The 21,171-nt window shown below is 66.4% G+C and carries 19 protein-coding genes and 1 pseudogene; 13 read left to right on the top strand and 7 right to left on the bottom strand.

The window, feature by feature from the left end; translation table 11 throughout:
• Window positions 1–3: 3 nt before the first annotated feature.
• Window positions 4–1,527, bottom strand: coding sequence for an adenylate/guanylate cyclase domain-containing protein (locus AC5Y4H_RS24290; RefSeq protein WP_499986091.1), 1,524 nt, complete (start codon window positions 1,525–1,527; stop codon window positions 4–6).
• A gap of 86 nt (window positions 1,528–1,613) precedes the next feature.
• On the opposite strand from AC5Y4H_RS24290, the gene AC5Y4H_RS24285 reads away from it, so the two are divergent.
• On the top strand, window positions 1,614–2,078 hold the full coding sequence (locus AC5Y4H_RS24285; RefSeq protein WP_499986090.1) for a GAF domain-containing protein: 465 nt from the start codon (window positions 1,614–1,616) through the stop codon (window positions 2,076–2,078).
• A gap of 10 nt (window positions 2,079–2,088) precedes the next feature.
• Here AC5Y4H_RS24285 and AC5Y4H_RS24280 read toward each other — a convergent pair whose 3' ends face one another.
• On the bottom strand, window positions 2,089–3,426 hold the full coding sequence (locus AC5Y4H_RS24280; RefSeq protein WP_499986088.1) for an adenylate/guanylate cyclase domain-containing protein: 1,338 nt from the start codon (window positions 3,424–3,426) through the stop codon (window positions 2,089–2,091).
• A 265-nt stretch (window positions 3,427–3,691) separates the two neighbouring features.
• Between AC5Y4H_RS24280 and AC5Y4H_RS24275 the strand changes: the two genes are divergently transcribed.
• The 9 genes and pseudogenes from AC5Y4H_RS24275 to AC5Y4H_RS24235 all read left to right on the top strand — a co-directional run bounded on the left by AC5Y4H_RS24275 (window position 3,692) and on the right by AC5Y4H_RS24235 (window position 10,690).
• Entirely contained in the window at window positions 3,692–4,834 is a 1,143-nt protein-coding gene (locus AC5Y4H_RS24275) for an acyl-CoA dehydrogenase family protein (protein ID WP_499986086.1), read from the top strand.
• Window positions 4,831–5,886: an acyl-CoA dehydrogenase family protein gene (locus AC5Y4H_RS24270; RefSeq protein ID WP_499986085.1), complete on the top strand. Its 1,056-nt coding sequence runs from the start codon at window positions 4,831–4,833 to the stop codon at window positions 5,884–5,886. The genes AC5Y4H_RS24275 and AC5Y4H_RS24270 overlap by 4 nt, the downstream gene beginning before the upstream one ends.
• Entirely contained in the window at window positions 5,883–6,647 is a 765-nt protein-coding gene (locus tag AC5Y4H_RS24265) for an alpha/beta fold hydrolase (RefSeq protein ID WP_499986083.1), read from the top strand. The genes AC5Y4H_RS24270 and AC5Y4H_RS24265 overlap by 4 nt, the downstream gene beginning before the upstream one ends.
• Window positions 6,644–7,399, top strand: a complete 756-nt coding sequence (locus AC5Y4H_RS24260) for an enoyl-CoA hydratase/isomerase family protein (protein WP_499986082.1) — start codon at window positions 6,644–6,646, stop codon at window positions 7,397–7,399. The genes AC5Y4H_RS24265 and AC5Y4H_RS24260 overlap by 4 nt, the downstream gene beginning before the upstream one ends.
• Window positions 7,400–7,440: 41 nt before the next feature.
• Entirely contained in the window at window positions 7,441–7,809 is a 369-nt protein-coding gene (locus tag AC5Y4H_RS24255; RefSeq protein ID WP_499986080.1) for a VOC family protein, read from the top strand.
• Window positions 7,737–8,519 (top strand): annotated as a pseudogene (locus AC5Y4H_RS24250) (BadF/BadG/BcrA/BcrD ATPase family protein); the annotation flags it as partial. The gene AC5Y4H_RS24255 and the pseudogene AC5Y4H_RS24250, both read left to right, overlap by 73 nt.
• Before the next feature lie 111 nt (window positions 8,520–8,630).
• The gene (gene murQ, locus AC5Y4H_RS24245; RefSeq protein ID WP_499986128.1) at window positions 8,631–9,506 is read left to right on the top strand and encodes an N-acetylmuramic acid 6-phosphate etherase; all 876 of its coding nucleotides are present in this window, start codon (window positions 8,631–8,633) and stop codon (window positions 9,504–9,506) included.
• Between the two features lie 46 nt (window positions 9,507–9,552).
• Window positions 9,553–10,329, top strand: a complete 777-nt coding sequence (locus AC5Y4H_RS24240) for an N-acetylmuramoyl-L-alanine amidase (RefSeq protein ID WP_499986079.1) — start codon at window positions 9,553–9,555, stop codon at window positions 10,327–10,329.
• A 130-nt stretch (window positions 10,330–10,459) separates the two neighbouring features.
• Complete coding sequence (locus AC5Y4H_RS24235) at window positions 10,460–10,690, top strand: hypothetical protein (RefSeq protein ID WP_499986075.1); 231 nt, start codon at window positions 10,460–10,462, stop codon at window positions 10,688–10,690.
• Between the two features lie 48 nt (window positions 10,691–10,738).
• Here AC5Y4H_RS24235 and AC5Y4H_RS24230 read toward each other — a convergent pair whose 3' ends face one another.
• On the bottom strand, window positions 10,739–13,894 hold the full coding sequence (locus tag AC5Y4H_RS24230; RefSeq protein ID WP_499986071.1) for a bifunctional cytochrome P450/NADPH--P450 reductase: 3,156 nt from the start codon (window positions 13,892–13,894) through the stop codon (window positions 10,739–10,741).
• A gap of 126 nt (window positions 13,895–14,020) precedes the next feature.
• Between AC5Y4H_RS24230 and AC5Y4H_RS24225 the strand changes: the two genes are divergently transcribed.
• On the top strand, window positions 14,021–15,049 hold the full coding sequence (locus AC5Y4H_RS24225) for a fused (3R)-hydroxyacyl-ACP dehydratase subunits HadA/HadB (RefSeq protein ID WP_499986069.1): 1,029 nt from the start codon (window positions 14,021–14,023) through the stop codon (window positions 15,047–15,049).
• 118 nt (window positions 15,050–15,167) lie between these two features.
• On the top strand, window positions 15,168–16,577 hold the full coding sequence (locus tag AC5Y4H_RS24220; protein ID WP_499986067.1) for an adenylate/guanylate cyclase domain-containing protein: 1,410 nt from the start codon (window positions 15,168–15,170) through the stop codon (window positions 16,575–16,577).
• Window positions 16,578–16,747: 170 nt separating this feature from the next.
• Here the strand turns inward: AC5Y4H_RS24220 and AC5Y4H_RS24215 are convergent, their stop codons facing one another.
• The 4 genes from AC5Y4H_RS24215 to AC5Y4H_RS24200 form a co-directional block, all read right to left on the bottom strand.
• Entirely contained in the window at window positions 16,748–16,894 is a 147-nt protein-coding gene (locus tag AC5Y4H_RS24215; RefSeq protein WP_499986065.1) for a hypothetical protein, read from the bottom strand.
• 496 nt (window positions 16,895–17,390) lie between these two features.
• On the bottom strand, window positions 17,391–18,911 hold the full coding sequence (gene fadD4 / locus AC5Y4H_RS24210) for a fatty-acid--CoA ligase FadD4 (protein ID WP_499986062.1): 1,521 nt from the start codon (window positions 18,909–18,911) through the stop codon (window positions 17,391–17,393).
• A gap of 9 nt (window positions 18,912–18,920) precedes the next feature.
• On the bottom strand, window positions 18,921–19,526 hold the full coding sequence (locus AC5Y4H_RS24205) for a nitroreductase family protein (RefSeq protein WP_499986060.1): 606 nt from the start codon (window positions 19,524–19,526) through the stop codon (window positions 18,921–18,923).
• A 44-nt stretch (window positions 19,527–19,570) separates the two neighbouring features.
• Window positions 19,571–20,656, bottom strand: coding sequence for an NAD(P)H-dependent amine dehydrogenase family protein (locus AC5Y4H_RS24200; RefSeq protein ID WP_499986127.1), 1,086 nt, complete (start codon window positions 20,654–20,656; stop codon window positions 19,571–19,573).
• Window positions 20,657–20,780: 124 nt separating this feature from the next.
• Here AC5Y4H_RS24200 and AC5Y4H_RS24195 point away from each other — a divergent pair.
• Window positions 20,781–21,171, top strand: a 391-nt coding sequence (locus AC5Y4H_RS24195; protein WP_499986058.1) for an enoyl-CoA hydratase-related protein, incomplete at its 3' end; no start/stop codon positions are given.

Raw genomic sequence — 21,171 nt, 5'->3', positions numbered from 1 at the left:
GACTCAGGTTGCGGCGTGCGCCCCCAGGCCAACAGTGAAGACCCGCACCTGGGCCGACTTTCCTTTCAAGGCGTGCGATCCGCGGTCGAGAAGCTCGCGCGGTGGACTGGCCAGGGCGTCCACGCAGGAATCGGTGAGCAGGATCGCATCGCCGGTGGTCTTGGTGAGCTGCTCGACGCGGGCCGCGACGTTCACAGCGTCACCGATCAGCGTGAACTCGAGCTTGCCTCCGCCGCCGATGGTGCCGGCGATCACCCTACCGGTGTTGATGCCGATCCCGATGCGAAGCTCGCCGCCGAATCGCTCGCCGACGAGGCGGTGAATCAGCACCGCCGCGGTCACCGCGGCGTCCGCGTGATCCACAAGGTCGTTCGGGGCGCCGAACACGGCCAAAGCCCCATCACCGAGGAACTTGTTGACGTGACCACCGGCCTCGACGACGGCCGGCACGACGATTTCAAACAGCGCGTTGAGCCGGGCGACCGTGTCCTCAGCGGAGTTCGCCTCGGCGAACGGGGTGAAGTCACGGATGTCGACGAACATCACCGTTACCTCGCGGCGTTCACCGATGAACACGTCGTCACCCTGCTGAAGCAGCCGAGCGGCGAGAGCCGGGTCGACGTAGGTGCCGAACGCGCCCTGAAGCCGTTGCCGCTCAGCCAAACCCGTCTGCATGCGGTTGAACGACGCGGCCAGTGCGCCCAAGTCGTCGTCCTGAACGACCGGCAGGCGCTGGCTATAGTCCCCCGCCGCAACACGTTCGGCGCCTCTGGCGAGGTCCCGGACGGGTTGCAGCGATGGCGAGAATCCAAGTCCGACGGAGATCGGCACCGCGAAGACGACCGCCAACCCACCTCCGATCACCACCGAGAGGATCGGGACATCACCGACGCGATTGGACACGGCCGCAAGCAGTGCGCCGCCGACGGCGAACCCGAACGCGACCGCAACCATGGACACGTTCGACCGCGCGGCAAAGGTCGGGCGCACGCGCGGCAGAGAGTCACCGATCCCTGTGTCACCGGTCAGGGCAACCCTGGGTGGCCGCCATGCCGCCTCGACGACGTTATGGAGCGCCACCAGCTGGACCGCCACCGCGATGGCGGCAGCCAAGACGCCGTATTGCACAAGCCTTATCCACCCGGCTCCGGCGATCGCTCCGACAACGACCGACAACACGGCGGCGAAGACACCGGCGCCCCAGATCGTGCGAGAAGTCGCCTTGCGGCTGAAGACATAGGTGCCCTCCAGGGCCGTCATCCGATCGACGTCGTGGCCGGCCGCCCACCGCTCCGCTGGGCGGGCCCACCGACGATCGGGGAGAACCATGAAACATGCGAGCACCAGCACGGCCACAACGGTGACGGCCGCAGCAGCAACGTAGCGGCCCGACTTCTCGAAAGCGACGATCGGAAACGACACGAACGTGAGGTAGATCGGTAGCGAGATGAAAAACGAGATCACGCCCCCCGCCCAGCTATATCGCGACCCGTATCGATCCCAAGTCCACTGCCAGATGCGATCCATGTCGGGAGATTAAATCGTCGTCGGGCGCGTTGTGCGGAAAAAGGCCCGCATCGGACCGGCCGCGGCGCCGAGGCACGATGTCTCTCATGGTCGCCGTCTACCGCGCGCCGATGCGATCCCGCGACGATGCCGTCGAGCCACAAGCCGCCATCGATCGGGCCCGCCGGCTCGGCGTGTGCGGGTTCGGCCAACTTGTGGGCCGGCCGGGCGAACGGGAGCGGCTCGCCCGTCGGGTCGACCGATTGGCCGAGCTCGACGAAGGGTCGTTCGTGTGGACCCGCGACACCCACGGGCGGTTCTGGCTGGGCCGCATCTCCGGGCCTTACGCCTACGACGACGACAAAGCCGCTGCGGCGGTGGACTTAGTGCACATCCGACGCTGCGAGTGGCTGTCCATGCCGATCCTGGAACACCATGCACCGGCCGCCGTCGTCGCCACATTCGGTCGCGGCGGACGGAACTTCCAGGAAATCCACCACCCCTCGATCGGCATTGAGACACAAACGATTTGGGACGCGCGGAGAGATCAGTCCGCAGAGAACCGCGAGTAAGCCCTACCCGTCAACCTTCGACGGCGAACAACTCCCACTGGCCCGCGACACCCTTGAGGGCGTACGCGCCGCGAGCGGCAAAGCCAAGTCCCGACCCGGCGACCAGATCGACGACGATACGCGAGACGAGCACCTCGCCCGCCCCGGCCGCCGCCGCCACGCGCGCGGCGATGTGGACGGCGATGCCGCTGATGTCGCCGTCGCGCAACTCCACCTCGCCCGTGTGGACGCCCGCCCGCACCTCGAGGCCCAGGCTGCGCAGCACGTCGCGGATCGCCGCGGCACACCGGATCGCCCGGGCGGGCCCGTCGAACCGGGCGAGGAAGCCGTCGCCCGTCGTGTTGACCTCATGACCCTGGAAGCGTGCCAGCTGGCGCCGTACCTGGGCGTCGTGCCTGCCGAGCAGGTCCTTCCATCGCTGGTCGCCGAGCTCGACCGCCCGCTTCGTGGAGTCGACGATGTCGGTGAATAGCACCGTGGCCAAGACCCGCTCGACCGCAGGCTGCGGCCGGACGCCGGTGAGGAACTCCTCGATCTCATCGAGCAGGGCATCGGCGTCGCCCGTGAAGAACAGGTGGTCGGCGCCGTCGACCTCGACGAACTTGGCACCGGGGATGCGCTCGGCGAGGTAGCGACCCATCTCACGCCTCACCATCCGGTCGTCGCGGCGGTGGAGCACGAGCGTCGGCGCCTGGATCGTGGGCAGCACGTCGCGGATGTCCAGTTGCGGATAGAGCGCGAAGATGTTGCGGACCATGCCGGGGCTGGCGGCCACCCGCTGCAGCCGCGCCCACCACCGCCGGAAATCGGCGTCGTCGCGCCGGCTCGGAGCCCAGGCACCCAGTCCGACGCCCTCACCCCAGCCCTTGGCACTCACCTCGACCAACGCCGACAGCTGCTCCTTGGTCACGCCGAGCGGGTAGTCAGCTCCTTCCACCAGGCGGGAGAACGTGCCATACAGGACAAGGGCATTCACGCGATCGGGGTGGCCGGCCGCCGTCAGCATCGCCATCGTCCCGCCCTCCGAAACGCCTATCAGGTCGGCGCGTTCACATCCGGCCGCGTCCATGACGGCGCGCAGGTCGTCGACTGACTCTTCCAATGTCGGCGCGTGCATAACCGGATCCGAAAGGCCCGTGCCCCGCTTGTCGAAGGTGACGACGCGACGAAAGGACGCGAGCCGCGAATAGTAGTGGACGACCGACGGCTCCTCCCACATGATGTCGAGGTGCGAGATGAAGCCGGGAGCGACGACAAGGTCGGGCCCCTCGCCTGTCACCGAGTACGCGATGTTCAGGCCGCCGCTCTTGGCATAGTGGATGTCCGGCGCGCTGCCCGCGACGTTCATGGTCGAACCTTACGCCTGCGTGGACCCGTTGCGACCCACCGGATTATCCGCGGACGACAGCCGCGCACGGAGGGCAATATCGACGCGAGTGCCTCCGCCGAATCCGTCATTCCCGCTATCCGATTCCGTCTCCATGGCAAGGATTTTCGAGATATGCGCTCAGTTGATCGCCGCCGTGAAAGAGGTGGGGACGCGATTTGATGGTCGCCCTCAGGGCGAGGCGGTACCTTTCCTCACTTCGGCGCGGGTGGATAGCCTGCCAGGTATGGTCACGTCGCCCGCCGCGCTCACCACCGCAGAGCTGCAGTTGCGGGAGCAGGTCCGCGCCTTCCTCGCCGAGACGCTGCCGTGGGGCACGTTCGAACCCGGCCTCGGCATGGGCGCGGAGGTAAACCCGCAGTTCTCCGCCGCATTGGGCGAGCGGGGCTGGATCGGCATGGCGGTCCCCGCCCGCTACGGCGGTCACGACGCAACCGCGGTCGACCGCTTTCTCGTCGTCGAAGAACTGCTGCGCTGGGGCGCGCCCGTCGGACATCACTGGGTGGCCGACCGACAGATCGCCCAGGTGCTCCTTCGCTATGGCACCGAGGCACAGAAGCAATGGCTGCTGCCGCGAATCTGCCGCGGCGAGTTGTGTTTTTGCATCGGCATGAGCGAGCCCGACGCCGGAAGCGACCTCGCGTCGGTCCGCACGAAGGGTGTGCGCGACACCGACGGCTGGCGGGTGTCCGGCGTCAAGGTGTGGACAAGCAACGCCATGCGCGCCGACTTCATGATCGCGCTGTGCCGAACCGGGGACGGCGAACGGCACGCGGGGCTTAGCCGATTCCTGATCGATATGCGCAGCCCCGGGGTGACGGTCAAGCCGATCCCCTTCCTGAATGGCAGCACCGACCACTTCGCCGAGGTGCTCCTGGGCGGGGTTCTGGTTTCCGACGAGATGGTGATCGGCGAAATCGGGCAGGGCTGGGCACAGAACGCCGACGAGCTGGCCTTTGAGCGCAGCGGCCCCGATCGCTGGATCTCGACGTTCCTGGTCGTTCAGGAGTTCATCCGCGAACACCCGGACCTGGCGGCCAGTCGCGAAGGGAGCCGGCTGATCGGCGAGCTCGCGGCCCAATACTGGGTACTGCGCCGGCTCTCGCTGACAGTGGCCAGGTCGATCGACGCCGGCGATACCCCCGCGGCCGAGGCCGCACTGATCAAGGAGATGGGCACCCGGTTCGAACAGGACGTCGTGCGCGCGCTGCGCGAGTTGCTGGACCGCGAGCTGGTCTGTACCGCGGAGCCGGCACCGTCGCTGTTTGAGCGGTTGTTGCGCCGCGCCACGCTGGACGCGCCGTCATTCACCATCCGCGGCGGCACCACCGAGGTGTTGCGCTCCGTCGCCGCCAAGGGGTTGTCATGAGCGACAACGAGTTGTACACCGCCGCCGAGAAGTTGTTCGCCGCGCATAGCCGTTGGGACGATGTCGGCGGCGCCGATGCCACCGGATGGGCACCAGGACTGTGGAACGCATTGCAGGAAAGCGGCTTCAGCGATGTTCCCGTTCCAGAGGAACTCGGCGGCGCCGGGGGCAGCGTCGCCGACGCGGTTCAGCTGCTGCGGGCCGCGGGAGCGCATGCGGCGCCGGTGCCGCTGGCCGAAGCCGGACTTGTCGGCGGGTGGCTATTGGCGTCCGCCGGTCTCGCGCTGCCCAAAGGTGTCCGCACGGTACTGCCACCCGTCGCGACGCTGCGTCTCGACGGTGACCGGCTGTTCGGCACGGTGCCGGCAGTCGCATGGGGCCACCGTGCCGAGCATGTCATCGGACTGGTCGACGGCGTGGTGGTGCTCGCACCCGGACCGGCCGCATCATCAGGAGGACCGGCTGTCAGCCGCGGGGTCAACCTCGCCGAGGATGCCCGTGACACAGTCACTTTCGACGGTGTACCGGTAACGGCGCGTGCCGATGCGACGGACGAGGTTACCGACCAAACGTTGTGGGAACGCACCGCGCTGGGGCGTGCCGCGCTGATGGCCGGCGCGGTGAGTGCCGTAGCCGCGATGACGCTGCGCTACAGCGGCGAACGTGAGCAATTCGGACGCCCCATCGGTCGCTTCCAGGCCGTTCAAGCCCATTTGGTGACCATCCACCAGCAGGCCGCGGTGGTGGCGTCGGCCATCGCCGGTGCGGTCGAAGCGGTCGAACTCGGCCGGGGTGGCTTCGAAATCGCCTGCGCCAAGATGCTTGCCGACCGGGCCGCGCAGTTGGTGACCGCGGCCGCCCACCAGACGCATGGCGCCATCGGCATGACGAAGGAGTATCCGTTGCACTATCTGACCCGTCGCCTCTGGGCATGGAGAGACGAAGCCGGAGGGCATCACCGCTGGGCGCACCGACTCGGCGCGGCGCTGGTCGCCGGTGGCCCCGACGCCCTGTATCCGGCCATCCAGTCGGGGTCGGAGGTGATGTCGTGAACCGGTTGCAGCGCCCGGACGGGGTCACGCTGGCCTATCAGGTGCACAACCCGGACGCGACGGGCCTACCGCTTTTGCTCACACACGGTTTCGGCGCCACCTCTGGCATGTGGAACCCCAATATCGATGCCTTGAGCGTCGATAGACCGGTGATCGTCTGGGACCAGCGCGGCCATGGCAGCAGCGACGCACCCGACGACATGGAGCGCTACACCGAGCAGATCAGCGTCGCCGACATGGCGGCCATTCTCGACGCCGCAGGTGTCGATCGCGCCGTACTGGGCGGAATGTCGTTGGGCGGCTATCTATCCCTGGCCTTCCACCTCGTCCATCCGCAGCGCGTGGCCGCGCTGGTGCTGGTCGACACTGGGCCGGGTTATCGCAACGACGGGGCGCGCGACAAGTGGAACGCGTGGGTACAACGCCGAGCCCGAGAACTCGAGCACGGCGAAGGGCACGCGGGCGCGTCGGCGGAAGTCGCTCAGGCGTTGCATGCGCATCCCGAGGGGCTGCCCCGCGCCGCCCGCGGTGTGATGGCCCAAAAGGACGCTCGCGTAATCTCGTCGCTCGACAGCATCAGGGTTCCCACGTTGGTGGTTGTCGGCGCCCAAGACACCGACTTCCTGGCCCCGGCCGACTACATGCACCGCAAGATTGTCAATTCCCGCAAGCTGGTCATCGACAACGCCGGGCATGCGGCGAACATGGATCAGCCCGAGATCTTCAATGCCGCCGTGCGTGAACTGTTGGGACAGCTATGACAGATGTCACCGTCGAATTCGCCGGCAACGTGGCCATGGTGGAGATCCATCGGCCCCCGAACAATTACTTCGACACCGACTTGATTGCGGGCATCGCCGACGCTTACGAGCATTTGGACGACGAGATGGAATGCCGGGCGATCGTGTTGTGCGCGGAGGGTAAGCACTTTTGCGCGGGTGCCGACTTCTCCCAGCCCGCCGAGAATCGCTCGTCGCCGGACGAGCTCTACGCCCAGGCCATCCGGTTGTTTCGCGCCGGGAAGCCGGTTGTCGCGGCGGTGCAGGGCGCCGCGATCGGCGGCGGGCTCGGGCTTGCCCTGAGCGCAGACTTCCGCGTGGCGGCACCGTCCTCGAAATTTGCGGCCAACTTCAGCCGGCTCGGGTTTCATCCCGGCTTCGGCATCACCGCCACGTTGCCCCGCGTCGTCGGCCAGCAAAAGGCGCTCGAGTGGATGCTCACCGGTGAGCGCTTCGGGGGTGAGATCGGTTATGCGGCGGGGTTATTCGATGAATTAGTCGCTGACGGCGACGTGCGGGCGGGGGCGACTCGGTTCGCCGAGCGTATCGCCGCTTCGGCGCCCTTGGCGCTCACGAGCATCCGTGCCAGGATGCGCGCCGGACTCGCCGAGGCCGTCGCCGCCGCCACCGCCCACGAGCTCGAGGAACAAACACGCCTTGCGGCGACCGCCGACTTCCGCGAGGGCGTGACGGCGGCGGCCCAGCGCCGCGCTCCCATATTCACCGGTCGCTGAACTTCCACGGGCTCACGGCGGAGGCCGATACCGTGCATTGCATGCGTCGTGTGGACTACGTCATCCAATATGTCGAATCGCTGAACCGGTCGGTGGCTTTCTACCGCGACGTGATCGGGCTTCGGGTGCGAATCGAGGGTGACGGCTATGTCGAGTTCGAAATGGAGAACACGAAATTCTCGCTATTCGAACGCTCGAAGCTGCCGGAGCTGATCGGTCGCGGGGGCGGAAGCCCGCCCTGCGGTGAGATCGGCTTCCTGATCGACGACGTCGATGCGGAAGCCGAACGGCTGGGCGCGCTCGGTGTCGAGATCCTCACCGGGCCGGTGGATCGGCCATGGCGGGAACGGACGCTGCACATCGCCGACCCGGACGGCAACGTCATCGAATTCGCACAGAAGCTCCGATGATCCTCGCCGTCGACCTCGGCAAGACGACCTGCCGGGCCGAGGCGGGCGGCCGGAGGGCCGAGGGCCCGGGCGCGCCGGGGCTGGCGATGCCCGGCGGCGTGCGGGCGGCGGAGGCGGCGATCGTGGGCGTCACGAGAGATTTCGGTCCCGTCGACGAGGTGATCGTGGGCGCCGCGGGAGCCCTGGCGGCACCCGAAGCGGCGCATGCACTCGGCGATGTGTTGCTGAAATCGCTTGGGGCGCAGCGGCTTGTGGTGACCAGTGACGCCGTGATCGCGCACGCCGGCGCGCTGGGCGGACGGCCGGGCGTCGTGCTGATCGCAGGCACCGGCGTGGTGGCGCTCGCGATCGACGCGGACGGCGCGCTGCGCACCGCCGACGGCTGGGGCCCTTGGCTGGGCGACGAAGGCGGCGGCACGTGGATCGGCGCCGCCGGGCTGCGCGCGGCGCTGCGCTGCCACGACGGCCGCGGCCCGTCCACCGCCCTGCTCGACGCCGCCCGCGCCCGCTTCGGCGCGCCGGAGACCTGGCCGGCGCAGCTGACCGACGCCGCCGCGCTCGCGTCCTTCGCGCCCGACGTCCTCGCCGCGCCCGGCGACGCCGTGGCGCTGGCGATCATCGACGCCGCCGCCCGGGCGCTGGCCGCGACCGCCCGCGCGGCAGCGGACGGCCCGGTGGCGATGGTCGGCGGACTGGCGGGGGTCGGGGCGCTGCGCGAGCGGCTTGAGATCATCCCGGCCGCCGGCGACGCGCTCGACGGCGCGCTGCGGCTAGGAGCGATCCACGAGCCGCACCTGATCCGCATGCGGGCGGCCGGCGCGATGCAGGGCGTCGATACCCTCACCACCGAAGCCGTGCGACCGGGCCTGGACGACCTCGACGCGCGGTCCATCGGCGAGGTCGTCGCGCTGCTCGTCGCCGCCGAGGGCGAGGCGCATTGGGCGGTGGCGGCGGCGGTACCGCGGATCGCGGCGGCCGCGGAGGCGATCGCCGCGCGGCTCGAGCGCGGCGGCCGCCTGATCTACGCCGGTGCCGGGACGCCCGGGCGGCTCGGTGTGCTCGACGCGGCCGAGTGCGGGCCGACGTTCGGCACTGACCTGGTGCGCGGCGTGATCGCCGGCGGGCCAACGGCTTTGACCGAGGCGATCGAGGGCGCCGAGGATGCGTTCGATCCCACTGATCTCGCGGACCTGACCGCCGCCGACGCGCTGGTCGGGATCACGGCGTCGGGCCGCACGCCGTACGTGCTCGGGGCGCTGGAGCACGCGCGCGCAGCGGGCGCCTTGACCGTCGCGATAGTCAACAACGTGAGAAGCGAGGCGTCTGCGGACCTGATGATCGAGCTGCCGACCGGGCCCGAGGTGCTCGCGGGGTCCACGCGGCTCACCGCGGGGACGGCGCAGAAGGTCGTGCTCAATGCCCTGTCGACGAGTGTCATGATCGCGCTGGGCAAGGCCTACGGGCCGCGGATGGTCGACGTGCGCGCGACCAATGCGAAGGTGCGCCGCCGCGCGGTGCGGATCGTCCGTGACGCGGCCGGGGTCGACGAGGAGACCGCGGCCGCCGCGCTGGCCGCCGCGGGCGGTCACGCCAAGACCGCGATCGTCGCCCTGCTTGCGGGCGTCGACGCGACCGAGGCCGCCGCCAGGCTCGACCGGGCGCGCGGACGCGTGCGCAACGCGCTGGGTGGGACATGAACGAAGCGGCTCCGCGGGCCGGCATCACACCCGTATGGTGTGGACCGTGTGCGAGCCAGCGTGCGGCCGGCCGGCTCTTGTCAGCCGCCGTCAGCTGCTTGCGCTGGCCGGTGGCGCCGGGGCGGCGTCCCTCGTCGGCAACTACTCGACTGCGGGGTCAAAGACCGGCCCGACCCCACCTTCGGCTCCGACTCCTCCCCCGACCTCGACGATCAGTGCAAGCCTGACCGCCACGACTTCGGCGCTTCTGCTGTGCCGGGATGCCTGGGGCGCGCGACCGGCCCGTTCCGGCGGCAAGCGCCACACCATCACCCGGATGACCCTGCACCACGAGGCTGTCGCCCTTGGCGACAACCGCAATGCGCCGGGCCATCTTCGACAGGATCAGCGATACCACCAGGACCAGCACGGATGGATCGACATCGCCTATCACGTCGGGGTGGACCGCAACGGCAACATCTACGAGCTGCGGAGCACCGAGATCGCGGGCGACACCGCGACGGACTACGACACGACGGGCCATTTCCTGGTCCTGTGTGAAGGAGATTTCGATCAGGAGGCCGTGCCGGAGGCCCAGCTGCAGGGCGCAGCTCGCGCCTTCGCGTGGGCCGCCCAGACTTTTCACGTTTCGAGCGACACGCTGGCGGGCCATCGGGACCTAGCTCAAACCTCCTGCCCGGGCCGAAACCTCTACGCCCACGTTTCCTCGGGCGACCTCAAGCGCCGCATCGACGACTTCCTCGGGGCCGGCGGAGTGGACCTTCAGCGTTTCTGCGGTCCCGATGCGGCCGCGAGGGTCGCGTCGATCGAGGCCGGCAACTGACCAGCGCTTCCGGCGGGAGCTCGTCTGGAAAACGCCGGGACTCGAAACGCCACGACCGCAGATGACGAAGAAATGTTTGTAGTCCCGCGACAGCGGGCACTTCGCTGAACACGCGTACGAAGGGGTCAGCATGCCGGTCACACATCTCAGCGGTTTCGCCAACGCGTGTCAGGAGGCCGTGCGGGCCGTCCTCAATGCCATCACCACGCATGGGGAGGAACGCCGGGGACACCTTTCGGATGCCAAATCGGCGGTCGACGTGGCGTTACGCGATGCGCATAGCGGTGAGGAGTGGCACCTGGCGGAGCACCTGCGTCAGGGGATCAAGGATGTGGAGACACGCCTGCGCGACGCTTCCTAGTCGCGGCCAATGCCAAGCGCAGCGGCTCGGCCATAGCTATGGCGAGGTTCACCCTGCCCACACGTCCTCGACGTAGTGGTCGGACTCGATGAGACCGTTCAGCCAGTCACGGGCCTGATCGTCGTCAGCGCCCGTCCGTGTCCGATAGATGTCGAGGAAGGACCCACGCACGGCAGGCGCCATCCGCGCGCCATCTCCGCACACGTAGACGTGGGTGTCCTTGGCCGGGTCGCCTAACAGGTCCCACACCTCGTCGGCGTCCGCGACGATCCGGTCCTGCACGTAGCGGACCCCGTCTTGCGGCGCCCGGGAGAAAGCCGGTCGCATCCGCACGATACCGATGGCTTCGGCCTGTTCGAACCGGTCTCGGAAGATGTAATCGACCTCCGGGTCACGCACCCCGAAGAAGCACAGCGCAGGCTCCACCGGCTCTCCGGCGCGCTGTGCGGCCAGTCGGTCACCGAGGAAACCGAGGAACGGCGCGACGCCGGTACCGGCGCTGACCAGGATCACGTTCTTGGCCGGATCGGCACCGGCCCGGAATGCCTGGCGGGCCGGATCCACGCGCGCCCGGATCACCTGTCCGGGTTGGACTGTCGCGAGGTAATTGGACGCGACACCTTTGAACAGACCGTGACCGGAACGGGCCGGCGCGTCGAGCACACTGACGACAAGACCTACCGTGCGCGGTGACAGCATCGACGACGATGCGATCGAATAGTGCCTGGGCACCATGGGATCCAGCAGTTCGAGAAGTTGGGCACCGGTGAGAACGCAGGCGGGGTATTCATCGAGGCATTCCAATACGCTGAGCGGGCAACCGTCTGGGGCCGCGGCCAGTTCGGTGAGCCGCTGGCGCTCCGCGGGGCTGCTGTTGGCCGCGGCGAGACTGCGTAATTGACTGCTGGTCACCGGTTTCCGCAATTCGACGAAGTGCGTGAGCAGTTCCCGCGCGCTGACCTCGCGGTCCAGCGCGATGAGCCGCCGAGAGCTGCGCCGAGGATTGATCGCCAGCCGCAGTCCAGGGTCAATGCCGAGCTGGGCCAAGACCGCGTCGACCACCTCGGGCGGGTTGTCGGCCATCACCGTGAGGTGGTCACCCGTTTGGTAGTCGATGCCGTCTGGGAGGTCTACGCGGACATTGGTTTTGGCTTGCCCTAGCCCGGGCCTGACCAGTTGGGTGTTCTCGACGATGGTCATCGGGATCACCGACGACCGTGCGTCCATGGCCGCCGTCACCGGCCCGACGATCCGGCGTAACTCGTAGAGCGGTTCGGCCGCGTCTGTGACCGGTGCCGCGTCGGGGTCTCCGAAGCGTTCGGCCAACGACGACCACAGCGTGGCCGCGAACTCCTCGATCGTGCCGACCATATCCCCGGAGGTGTCCGCCGCCGCCAGCGGGACCAATCGGGTGGCTCCCAGCTCGCCGAGACGCTCGTCGATGCGCTGCGGGACCGCTTGGTAGGTGTCCGCCCAGTTGTGGTCCCCCACACCGAGAACCGCGACGTTGGGAGCCGGATTCAGCGTGGTATCCGCGTCGAGCAGCCAGGTGAGGAAGGCGCGCGCGTCATCGGTCGGCTGTCCGTTGTACGAGGACGCGATCACAACGACGGCCTCGGCTTCGGGAAAGCCACCAACGGCGTCGTCAAGTGGGGCCACCGTCGCCGTGCAGCCCAGCCCCGTGGCATCGTCGGCGAATTGCCGGGCCAGCGCACGGCAGGTGCCGAGGTTGGAACCGTACAGGACCGCCAGCCTGGTGCCGGCCGTGATAGCCGTTGCAGGACTTTGCGCTTCGCTGCGTTCGCCATCGGCCTGGGCGCCACGCGTGTGGGTGTTGCGGTCCTGCGGAGTGCGCCGCAGCAGATCGAGCCGGAACTCGACCGGCCGGCGGCTGGTGGGGGTTTCCCATTGCGGCACATAGTGATAGGTGTCGATGAGGCGATATCGATGTATGAGTCGAGCCACTGCCATGGCCGCCTCATGCAGTGCGAACTGCCGGCCGATGCAGGATCGTGCGCCGGTTCCGAAGGGTTTGAACAGCGCGGCCGGCCGAGCTGCCGAGCGTTCGGGAGCGAAGCGGTCAGGATCGAAGAGTTCGACGTTGTCGCCCCACTGCGGCTGACGGTGCAGTGCGCCGGTGAGCACCGTGACCGCCTCACCGCGCTTGACCGGATACTTGCCGCCGATCACGGTGTCTTCCAATGCCATTCGATCGAAATTCAGCACCGGCGGGGACAGTCGTAGGGTTTCCTCGATGACCTGCCGCAGATAGGTCAGCTTGCCGATGTCGTCGTAGCTGGGCAGGTAGTCGTCCTCGGCTCCGAACACGCTGTCCACCTCGGCCTGCACTCGATGTAGCACCGTCGGGTCGGTGACGATGTTGTACAGCGTGTTGGGCATCAGCTCCGATGTGGTGAGCTGCCCCGCGATCAGGAAGGTCATGATTTGATTGCGGATGTTCTCCGTTTCCAGCACGGGTTCGCCGTTCGGATTTTGTTGCAGCATCAGCGCCAATAGGTCTTCAAACTCACGGTCACCGGATCGATGCTCGGCTATCAGTCCGTCGATGAACGTGTGCAAGGTGGCCAGTTCCTGCTTGAACACCGGTGTCTGCGTGTCAGATGTCAACTCCCCCAGCGCCGTCGTGAAGCTCTGTGGGATCGGGGCCAGGCCGGGGCAGTTGAAAGAGTCGAAGCGTGAACCGAATCCGGCGAGCGCAACGGTGTCCATGGCCAGCTTCTGCAAGTCGGCCGACACCTCGACCGGCCCGGCTCCCGCGCTGGCGTCCCACCGGTCGATCATTGTGCAGTTGATGTCCAGCATCGCCGCGTGGTAGGCGCGCAGACCCGCGTAACTGAAACCCGGTAGCAGGACATCGTGGGCGCGCTGCCAGTTCGGTTCACCGTGGTAGGCCGTGAACAGGCCGTCACCGGCCAACGGCCTGACCCGGGCAAGGGTCGCCGTCAGGTTCTTGGCGAACCGGCTTTCGTCGCAAAGTTCCGTAACGAGCTCCAGCGAACACGCGTAAAGCTTTCTGAAGCCGCCGTTGAAGTCGGCGTAGAACAGCGGACCGTGCAATTCGCCGAGTAAATCCACGGCCAACGCGCGCGGACGGCCGACCAACTGCTCCGGGCCGGGCAGCGGCCCCTCGGCTGAGGGGATGCCCGGGAGATCTGGCGGGGACGATGCGCGGAACTCGGTCATGCGGGCAGCATAGGTTTCGACACGGCGGCGTCGTCAGGAATCGGCGGACGTCATCCCCGGCGCGACGCACGTTAGTGTGCTTTGGTCGGCCTCAACGAAACGGCCGATAGAAATGTTGAGCTATTGATGACCACAGCAGAAGCCTCGGCGCTCGAATCGCGGGTCGGCCACTACTACCAGATGGACGGCACCTACCTGGTCGGCCGCGAGAAGTTACGCGAGTACGCCCGGGCGGTGCAGGACTATCACCCCGCCCATTGGGACGTCGCCGCCGCCGCTGAGCTGGGCTATTCGGACCTGGTGGCGCCGCTGACATTCACGTCGACGCCGGGCATGACCTGCAATCGCCGCATGTTCGAGCAGGTTGTCGTCGGCTACGACACCTATATGCAGACCGAAGAGCTGTTCGAGCAACACCGTCCGATCGTGGCCGGCGACGAACTGCACATTGACGTCGAACTGACCTCGGTACGCAGGATCGCCGGTAGAGACCTCATCACCGTGACCAACACTTTCACCGACGCGGCCGGCGAGCGGGTGCACACCCTGCACACCACCGTCGTCGGAGTCACCGCCGAGGATGTCGATCCGGCGATCAAGTTGGCCGTGCCGAACATCATGATGCACGACGTGGACCTCACCGCAGTCGGTGAAGCCGAAGACGCGTATGAGAAGACGGTGCGCCCCGAGGGCGAGATCCGGATCGCCGAGCACGGCAACACCCGCACGCCGGGGACGCCGTCCTTCGATGACGTGAAAGTCGGCGACGAGCTACCGGTGCATCACACCCGACTGTCTCGCGGGGACCTGGTGAACTATGCCGGCGTGGCCGGCGACGCCAACCCGATCCACTGGGACGAGGAGATCGCCAAGCTGGCCGGCCTGCCCGACGTCATCGCCCACGGAATGCTCACCATGGGGCTGGGTGCCGGATTCGCCTCCACATGGACAGGCGATCCCGGCGCGGTCACCCGCTACGCGGTGCGGCTCTCGGCGCCCGCGATCGTGTCGGCCAAAGAAGGCTGCGATATCGAGTTCGGCGGTAAGGTCAGGTCGCTGGACCCCCAGACACGCACCGGTGTCGTCCTTGTCGGGGCGAAGTCCGGTGGCCGGAAGATCTTCGGCTTGGCGACGCTGAACGTCCGCTTCCGCTGAGGCGCCTTAAAGGCACGGGCGAGGGGTCACCGCGCGTGCCTTTAAGGCATCACTCTCAGAAAGCTCACGCTGAAAATCTCTGGTGCCCGGTCGCGGCGATTGCATTTAAGTTGAAGTGATGAGCGACACCCTGCCCCAGCTTTCGGTGCTCAAGGAAACCGCCGATCGGGCCGTCGCGGATGCCATCGCACGGCTCATCGAGGACGGTGAAGATCATGAACTCAATCGAATCAACGCCCTGGACTTTTCCAAGCGCACCGGCTTCGACGAAGAAAAGGTGATCTCCGGCTTCTTGCATGCCGCGCGTATTGGCCTGTTCGATCTCACCTGGAATGTGCTTTGTCCCGGTTGCAGCGGCGTCCTCGACGCGCACGACACGCTGAAATCGCTGCGTGACGACGACTACCGCTGCGGGCTATGCGCCTGCGGCTACGAGCCTTCCGTCGACGAGCAGGTCGAGGTGGCCTTTACCGTCAGCCCCAAGGTCAGGCGGATTGCCGCCCACGATCCCAACACGCTGCCGCTCTGGGATTACTACAAACAGGTGTTCTGGAGTTCGGGCATCGATCTCGATGAGGATTCCTTCGCCGCACTGACAGACGAAGTGACACTGGCTGCACTCGGGCTGCCCGCCGGCGAGAAGGCGGTGCTGTCTATCCAGCTTCCGCCGGAATTCATCATCGTGTTCGACCCGGTTACGCACGCCGCCCATTTCATCGACGTCCAGGGCGCGCCGACCGAGGAAGATCAGCAGCTCGGGCTGATCTTCAACAAAGCGCATCCGCCGACCGAGTCGAGTACCTTGCGTCCGGGTCCGTTGCGGCTCGCGCTCGACAATCAGTCCACTGTGCGGACGCTGCCCACCGTGTTTGTCGGAGCCGACGCCCTCCACCATCTGCTGGGCAAGCGCAGGCCGTTCCTCACCGCCAAGCGAATGCTGTCGAACCAGACATTCCGCGATGTGTTCAAGGCCGACAACCTCGAAATCGATCAGCGTCTCAAAATCACCTCGTTGACTTTTCTGTTCACCGATCTCAAGGGGTCGACCGCGCTGTACGAGCGGGTCGGCGACCTCGCCGCGTTTGACTTGGTGCGCGCGCATTTTCACGCGCTGCTGGAGATCATCGCGGCCGAAAAGGGCGCCGTCGTCAAGACCATCGGGGACGCCGTGATGGCGACGTTTGTCGAGCCGGCCCACGCGCTTGTCGCGGGCTTGCGGATGCGGGCCGCGATGGACAAGCTCAATGCCGAGCGCGGCAAGTCCGACCTGATCGTGAAGATCGGGATCCATGAGGGGCCATGTCTCGCGGTGATGCTAAACGAACGGCAGGACTATTTCGGCCAGACGGTCAATATCGCGGCGCGGGTGCAGGGCCTGTCGACCTCGCAGGAGATCCACATCACCGGCCCTGTGATCGAGGCGCCTGGCGTCGCCGCCATCCTGGAGAAAGAGGCGATCCGGCCAGTTCAGAAGGAGGCGGCGCTGCGCGGCATCGCCGACAAGATAGTCGTGTACGAGATCCCATAACTGTCAACCGGGCGACGCTCCGGCGGCTGGGCGTGCTTGATCTTCGCAACACCACCACCGCTCATGGAGGACGTCCTCACCCGGCATTGCCTGGAGCCGCCGGACTCGTAGGACTCGCCGTGGTCGCAGGACTCGACGGACTCGTTGAGGTCGTCGGACTGGTTGAGGTCCTAGGACTCGTTGAGCTCGTCGGACTGGTCGGAGTCGTCGAAGTCGTCGGACTGGTTGGAGTCGTCGGACTCGTAGGAGTGGTGGGACTCGTAGGAGTCGTAGGAGTCGTAGGCGTAGTACTCGCGAGGCCTGGGCCTTCGCCGCACCAGTCCGCCACATCTTTCGGGTACTGCTCGAGCGGTGGAGGACAACGCTGCCCGGGTGGGAAGTTGGCGCCGGCGTTGAGCAGATCGCAAGGCACGTAGACCTGCTTGCCCTTGGGAGTGTTGGTCAGACACTTCGTCGGCGGCTCGCCATGGGCCTCGACGGGGATGATGGCCGCCGCCATCACCGCGCAGAGCGCCCAAGCAAGACGGCGATAGGTCATGAGAGCTCCTCATCTAGCTGCAAAAGTCCATCGTGAGAGTTGACTGGCAATAATCCAAGCAAACGGAATTCTGCCTCCGCGACAAGAGCGCTCGTTACACGTTCTCGTGATGCGGTGTCGGGCGTGCACACTGTGCCATCGCAGTCGTATGACGATTAGGCCGCTCACCCCCGGCAAAATCGAACCGATAGGTCTCTTGACGTAGTGCGGCGCGTACCTGATTTATCGCTTGGCCGGCACATTCTTTCCGCTCGCCGAAGTCAGGCCGCCCGAGCTCAGCGCCGCGAGTACTTGTTAATCAGCTCCTGTTTGTACAACTTCCCCGCGTCGCTGCGGGGCAATTGCGGTTCGAAGTACAGCGTTCGCGGACACTTGTAGTGAGCTAGCCGACTTCGGAGCCACCCGGTCAACTCATCGGCGAGCTGTGGTGTGGCCCGCGCCGGGTCGACCAGTTGAACCACCGCCGCGACCGACTGCCCCATCACCTCGTCAGGCACGCCGAACACCGCGGCGTCGACAACCAGCGGATGGCACACCAGTACATCCTCGGTTTCCTGCGGATAGATGTTGACGCCTCCCGAGATGATCATGTGATGACGACGGTCAGTGAGGTACAGGTAGCCGTCGTCGTCCAGGTAACCAACGTCGCCCACGGTCACCCAGCCCTTTGAATTGCGGGCCGCGGCGGTCTTCTCTGCATCGTTGAGGTATTCGAACGGACAGCCGCCTTCGTAATAGATGTCGCCGACCTGTCCCGCGGCGACCTCGTTGCCGTCTTCGTCGAGGATGTGCGGCACTCCCAGCATTGGCTTGCCAACCGAGCCGGGGTGGCGGAGCCAGTCTTCGGCGCGGATGAATGAGATTCCCGCGCCTTCTGAGGATCCGTAGTACTCATCGACGATCGGACCCCACCAATCGATCATCTGCCGCTTGATCTCGGGTGGACACGGCGCGGCGGCATGAACCACACGCTGAAGGGTCGACAGGTCGAACCGCATTCGCGTCGCCCGGGGGAGCCGGAGCATCCTGACGAACATCGTCGGAACGAACTGTGCATGGGTGACGCCGTATCGCTCGATGCAGTCCAGCGCGCCCTCGGCGTCGAAAGCCTCCATGATGACAGTGGTCGCACCAGCGGCCTGGGCAGCCATTGTCCACATCGCCGGGGCCGTGTGATACGTCGGCGCGGGGCTCATGTACACGGAATCGCTTGCCACCCCGAGCGCTTCGAAGACGGGTGTCGACAAACTCGTTCGAACGGACCTAGCGGGCTTCAACGGGCGCCGGATTCCCCTTGGGCGTCCGGTGCTTCCGGCCGAGTACTGAAGAAGCTGCCCATCGCATTCATCCCCGATAGGCGCCGCTGGCATGGCGGCCACACAGTCCGGATAGCGTCGCCACCCTTCTAGTTCACCGTCGGCGATAAGCGCCACGGATGGCAATCCACGCGGCAGTGATTCCGACAGCTGTTGGCACACAACGCGCAACGCCACTGACGAAATGATCGCCTTCGCGCCGCAGTCGCCCACGATGTAGGAGATTTCGGCGGGACGCAGCTGCGTGTTGATCAGCGTGTAGTACAGACCGCTTCTCCTCGCGGCCCACATCACCGCATGGATGTGCTCGTTGTTCTCCATCACGACGGCAATCGTGTCCCCCGCCGCAAGACCTTGTCGGCGCAAATAATGGGCCAGCCGATTCGCGCTGGCCTCGAGTTGGTCGAAACTCACCCTTATCCCAGAAGGGTGAAGTATCACAACGGGTTTCGTGGAACCAGCATAGTCGCGGAGGTCCATGCGCGTCGCTTACCCGGTCTGCCAGGGTGAGTCCCAGCGATCGACTGTCGCCACCACGGATAGCGGCTTGCGCCGCACCGGGTGGTGCCCGCCCTCGGGCCAGCCCGCCGTAAGCAAGGTCGCGATCTTCCAGTCGTCAGGAATTCCGACCATCGACCGCAGCTGGTCCTCGCAGGCCCCGTGCCAGAGGGTGATCGCCGCGCCGAGTCCTTGCGCGCGGGCCGCGAGTAAGAAGTTCTGCACCGCGGGAAAGATCGAACCGCCCTGCTGTAGTTCGGTGGTTCCGCGCTGCGGCTGGACACAGAACAGCACCAGAACCGGCGCCGCGCCCCCGACGCTCATGTGCTCGGCCATGGTTCGCAGCACGCGCGATTTGGGGTCGTCAGCCTCTTGTTCAGGCGTCGATATCGAATAGAAGTCGGTCATCACTTCCCATGTCTTGTGGGCCGCAGCCGTGATCACGTCGCGCAAGCTCGGCGATCGCAGCACGACGAACTTCCATGGTTGCTGATTGCCTCCGGACGGAGCCCAGCTCGCCGCGCGCAGACATGCGTCGATGACGCCGTCGGAGACGGGTTCGTCGCGATACCGCCGCACGCTGGATGCGGTGCTCATGACCTCCCACAGGTCCGCCGATGTCCGTGGGACAGCTTGCCCGCTCACGATTTAGCCGCCGCGGACAGCACACCCCGCCAAGTCCCGCCGCGGACCGGGCCGGTGATAAGCGGTAGATTCAGCGTCGACAAGAGACCCGGCGGCGCTGCGATGACTGCCGGAATCGCATTGAGTTCCCGCATCACCGTCGCGTACGTCAAGCCCCGCATGTTGTTTCCCCGTCCGTGCATTTCGACGTCAACCGTGTACGTGGGTAGGCCGTCAACAATGACGCGGTAACCACCGTGCGGCGACGGATGCCGCGGCCACTCGGGAGCCGACCCTTCGCCCATGCGGGTGATGTGCTCCAGCACCACCCGCTCCTCACCGTCGACCTTGCCTGCAAGCTTGAATCGCATTCCGCCCATCGTCCCTGGCTCGACCCACCCCGATGCCACTTCGTAACGCTCTGTCGCCAACCACTTTTCAATTGTTGTGTCGACGCGATCGAGCGGCAAGCCGACGCCATCCGCAACTAAATGCACGATCGGCGCCCACAACGCGGCCAGGCGGGCGGTGTCGAACAACGGCGCCGGATGGTCTGGCGGGCGGCCGAATCCCATGAAGTCGAACATGATGTCGGGTTGGTTGATTGGACCGTAATCGAGTAGTTCGAGCATGGTGATGGTGTCGACGCGGCTGCTGAATCCCGTCATGGTCAGCGCGATGACATCGTTGGCCCATCCAGGATCAACGCCACTGTTGAAGAAACTCGTGCCACCCTCCTCGCACGCCGCCGAAATGAGATCGACGGTCTGCTTGTCGGCGGCGGGTGGATAACACATCGGCACCAGCGAGGTACATACGACGTTCTTCCCTGCGCGCAGGCAGCGGGCGATGTCCTGCGCAGCCTCGTGATACCGGTAGTCCCCCGACGCGAAGTAGGCAACCACGTCGGCGTCGAGAGCCAGTGCGGCATCGACGTCACGGGTGGCGACGACGCCGGTCACGGGCATCCCGCACAGATCGCCCGCGTCCTTGCCCTCTTTTGCCTTGGCGTGCACGACGACGCCCACGAGGTTCAGCCCCGGATGGGCGATCACCGCGCGCAAAGCGCCGACCCCGACTTGACCGGGACCCCAGAGAATCACCCGCGGCTTACGTTGGCAGTCGATCATCTGCGCCCTTCCCGCTTGGCCCCGTCCGACCTGTGAGAACATACCTTCTCAGATATTGATAACACCATTGCCGCATCAGAAGAACCATGGAGGAGACATGCCCGATTACGAGTTCCTGAAGTGGGAGACGTTTGACGACGGCCAAATCGTCCGAATCTCGTTGAACCGACCGGAGCAACGCAACGCGCAAAACCGCGGCATGCTGGTCGAACTCGACGATGCCTTCACCCGCGCTGAGGCCGACGACACCGTCCGCGTCGTCATCCTCGCCGGCGAGGGTCCCATGTTCTCCTCTGGTCATGACATCGGCTCCAAGCTGGCCCGCGCCGAGTTCGCCCCTGGACCGGGCCAGCACCCGACGGCGGCCATCAACGGCGGGACCCGGGAGGGCGCGGAGAAGATCATGCTGCAGGAGTGGCACTACTTCTTCCAGAACAACCTGCGCTGGCGAAACCTGCGCAAGATCACAATCGCGCAGGTCCACGGAG

The organism is Mycobacterium sp. NGS58 (assembly GCF_059812385.1).
Note: the sequence above shows the minus strand (reverse complement) of the source record. Positions and strands in the feature narration are given on the sequence as shown.

What these genes read in the sequence shown, in the direction of transcription:
- AC5Y4H_RS24205 (WP_499986060.1), bottom strand. Translation starts at nt 19,526, where the DNA reads ATGAGCACCGCATCCAGCGTGCGGCGGTATCGCGACGAACCCGTCTCC.
- AC5Y4H_RS24225 (WP_499986069.1), top strand. Translation starts at nt 14,021, where the DNA reads ATGACCACAGCAGAAGCCTCGGCGCTCGAATCGCGGGTCGGCCACTAC.
- AC5Y4H_RS24290 (WP_499986091.1), bottom strand. Translation starts at nt 1,527, where the DNA reads ATGGATCGCATCTGGCAGTGGACTTGGGATCGATACGGGTCGCGATAT.
- AC5Y4H_RS24280 (WP_499986088.1), bottom strand. Translation starts at nt 3,426, where the DNA reads ATGAACGTCGCGGGCAGCGCGCCGGACATCCACTATGCCAAGAGCGGC.
- AC5Y4H_RS24285 (WP_499986090.1), top strand. Translation starts at nt 1,614, where the DNA reads ATGGTCGCCGTCTACCGCGCGCCGATGCGATCCCGCGACGATGCCGTC.
- AC5Y4H_RS24230 (WP_499986071.1), bottom strand. Translation starts at nt 13,894, where the DNA reads ATGACCGAGTTCCGCGCATCGTCCCCGCCAGATCTCCCGGGCATCCCC.
- AC5Y4H_RS24260 (WP_499986082.1), top strand. Translation starts at nt 6,644, where the DNA reads ATGACAGATGTCACCGTCGAATTCGCCGGCAACGTGGCCATGGTGGAG.
- AC5Y4H_RS24275 (WP_499986086.1), top strand. Translation starts at nt 3,692, where the DNA reads ATGGTCACGTCGCCCGCCGCGCTCACCACCGCAGAGCTGCAGTTGCGG.
- AC5Y4H_RS24220 (WP_499986067.1), top strand. Translation starts at nt 15,168, where the DNA reads ATGAGCGACACCCTGCCCCAGCTTTCGGTGCTCAAGGAAACCGCCGAT.
- fadD4 (WP_499986062.1), bottom strand. Translation starts at nt 18,911, where the DNA reads ATGGACCTCCGCGACTATGCTGGTTCCACGAAACCCGTTGTGATACTT.
- AC5Y4H_RS24235 (WP_499986075.1), top strand. Translation starts at nt 10,460, where the DNA reads ATGCCGGTCACACATCTCAGCGGTTTCGCCAACGCGTGTCAGGAGGCC.
- AC5Y4H_RS24255 (WP_499986080.1), top strand. Translation starts at nt 7,441, where the DNA reads ATGCGTCGTGTGGACTACGTCATCCAATATGTCGAATCGCTGAACCGG.
- AC5Y4H_RS24270 (WP_499986085.1), top strand. Translation starts at nt 4,831, where the DNA reads ATGAGCGACAACGAGTTGTACACCGCCGCCGAGAAGTTGTTCGCCGCG.
- murQ (WP_499986128.1), top strand. Translation starts at nt 8,631, where the DNA reads ATGCAGGGCGTCGATACCCTCACCACCGAAGCCGTGCGACCGGGCCTG.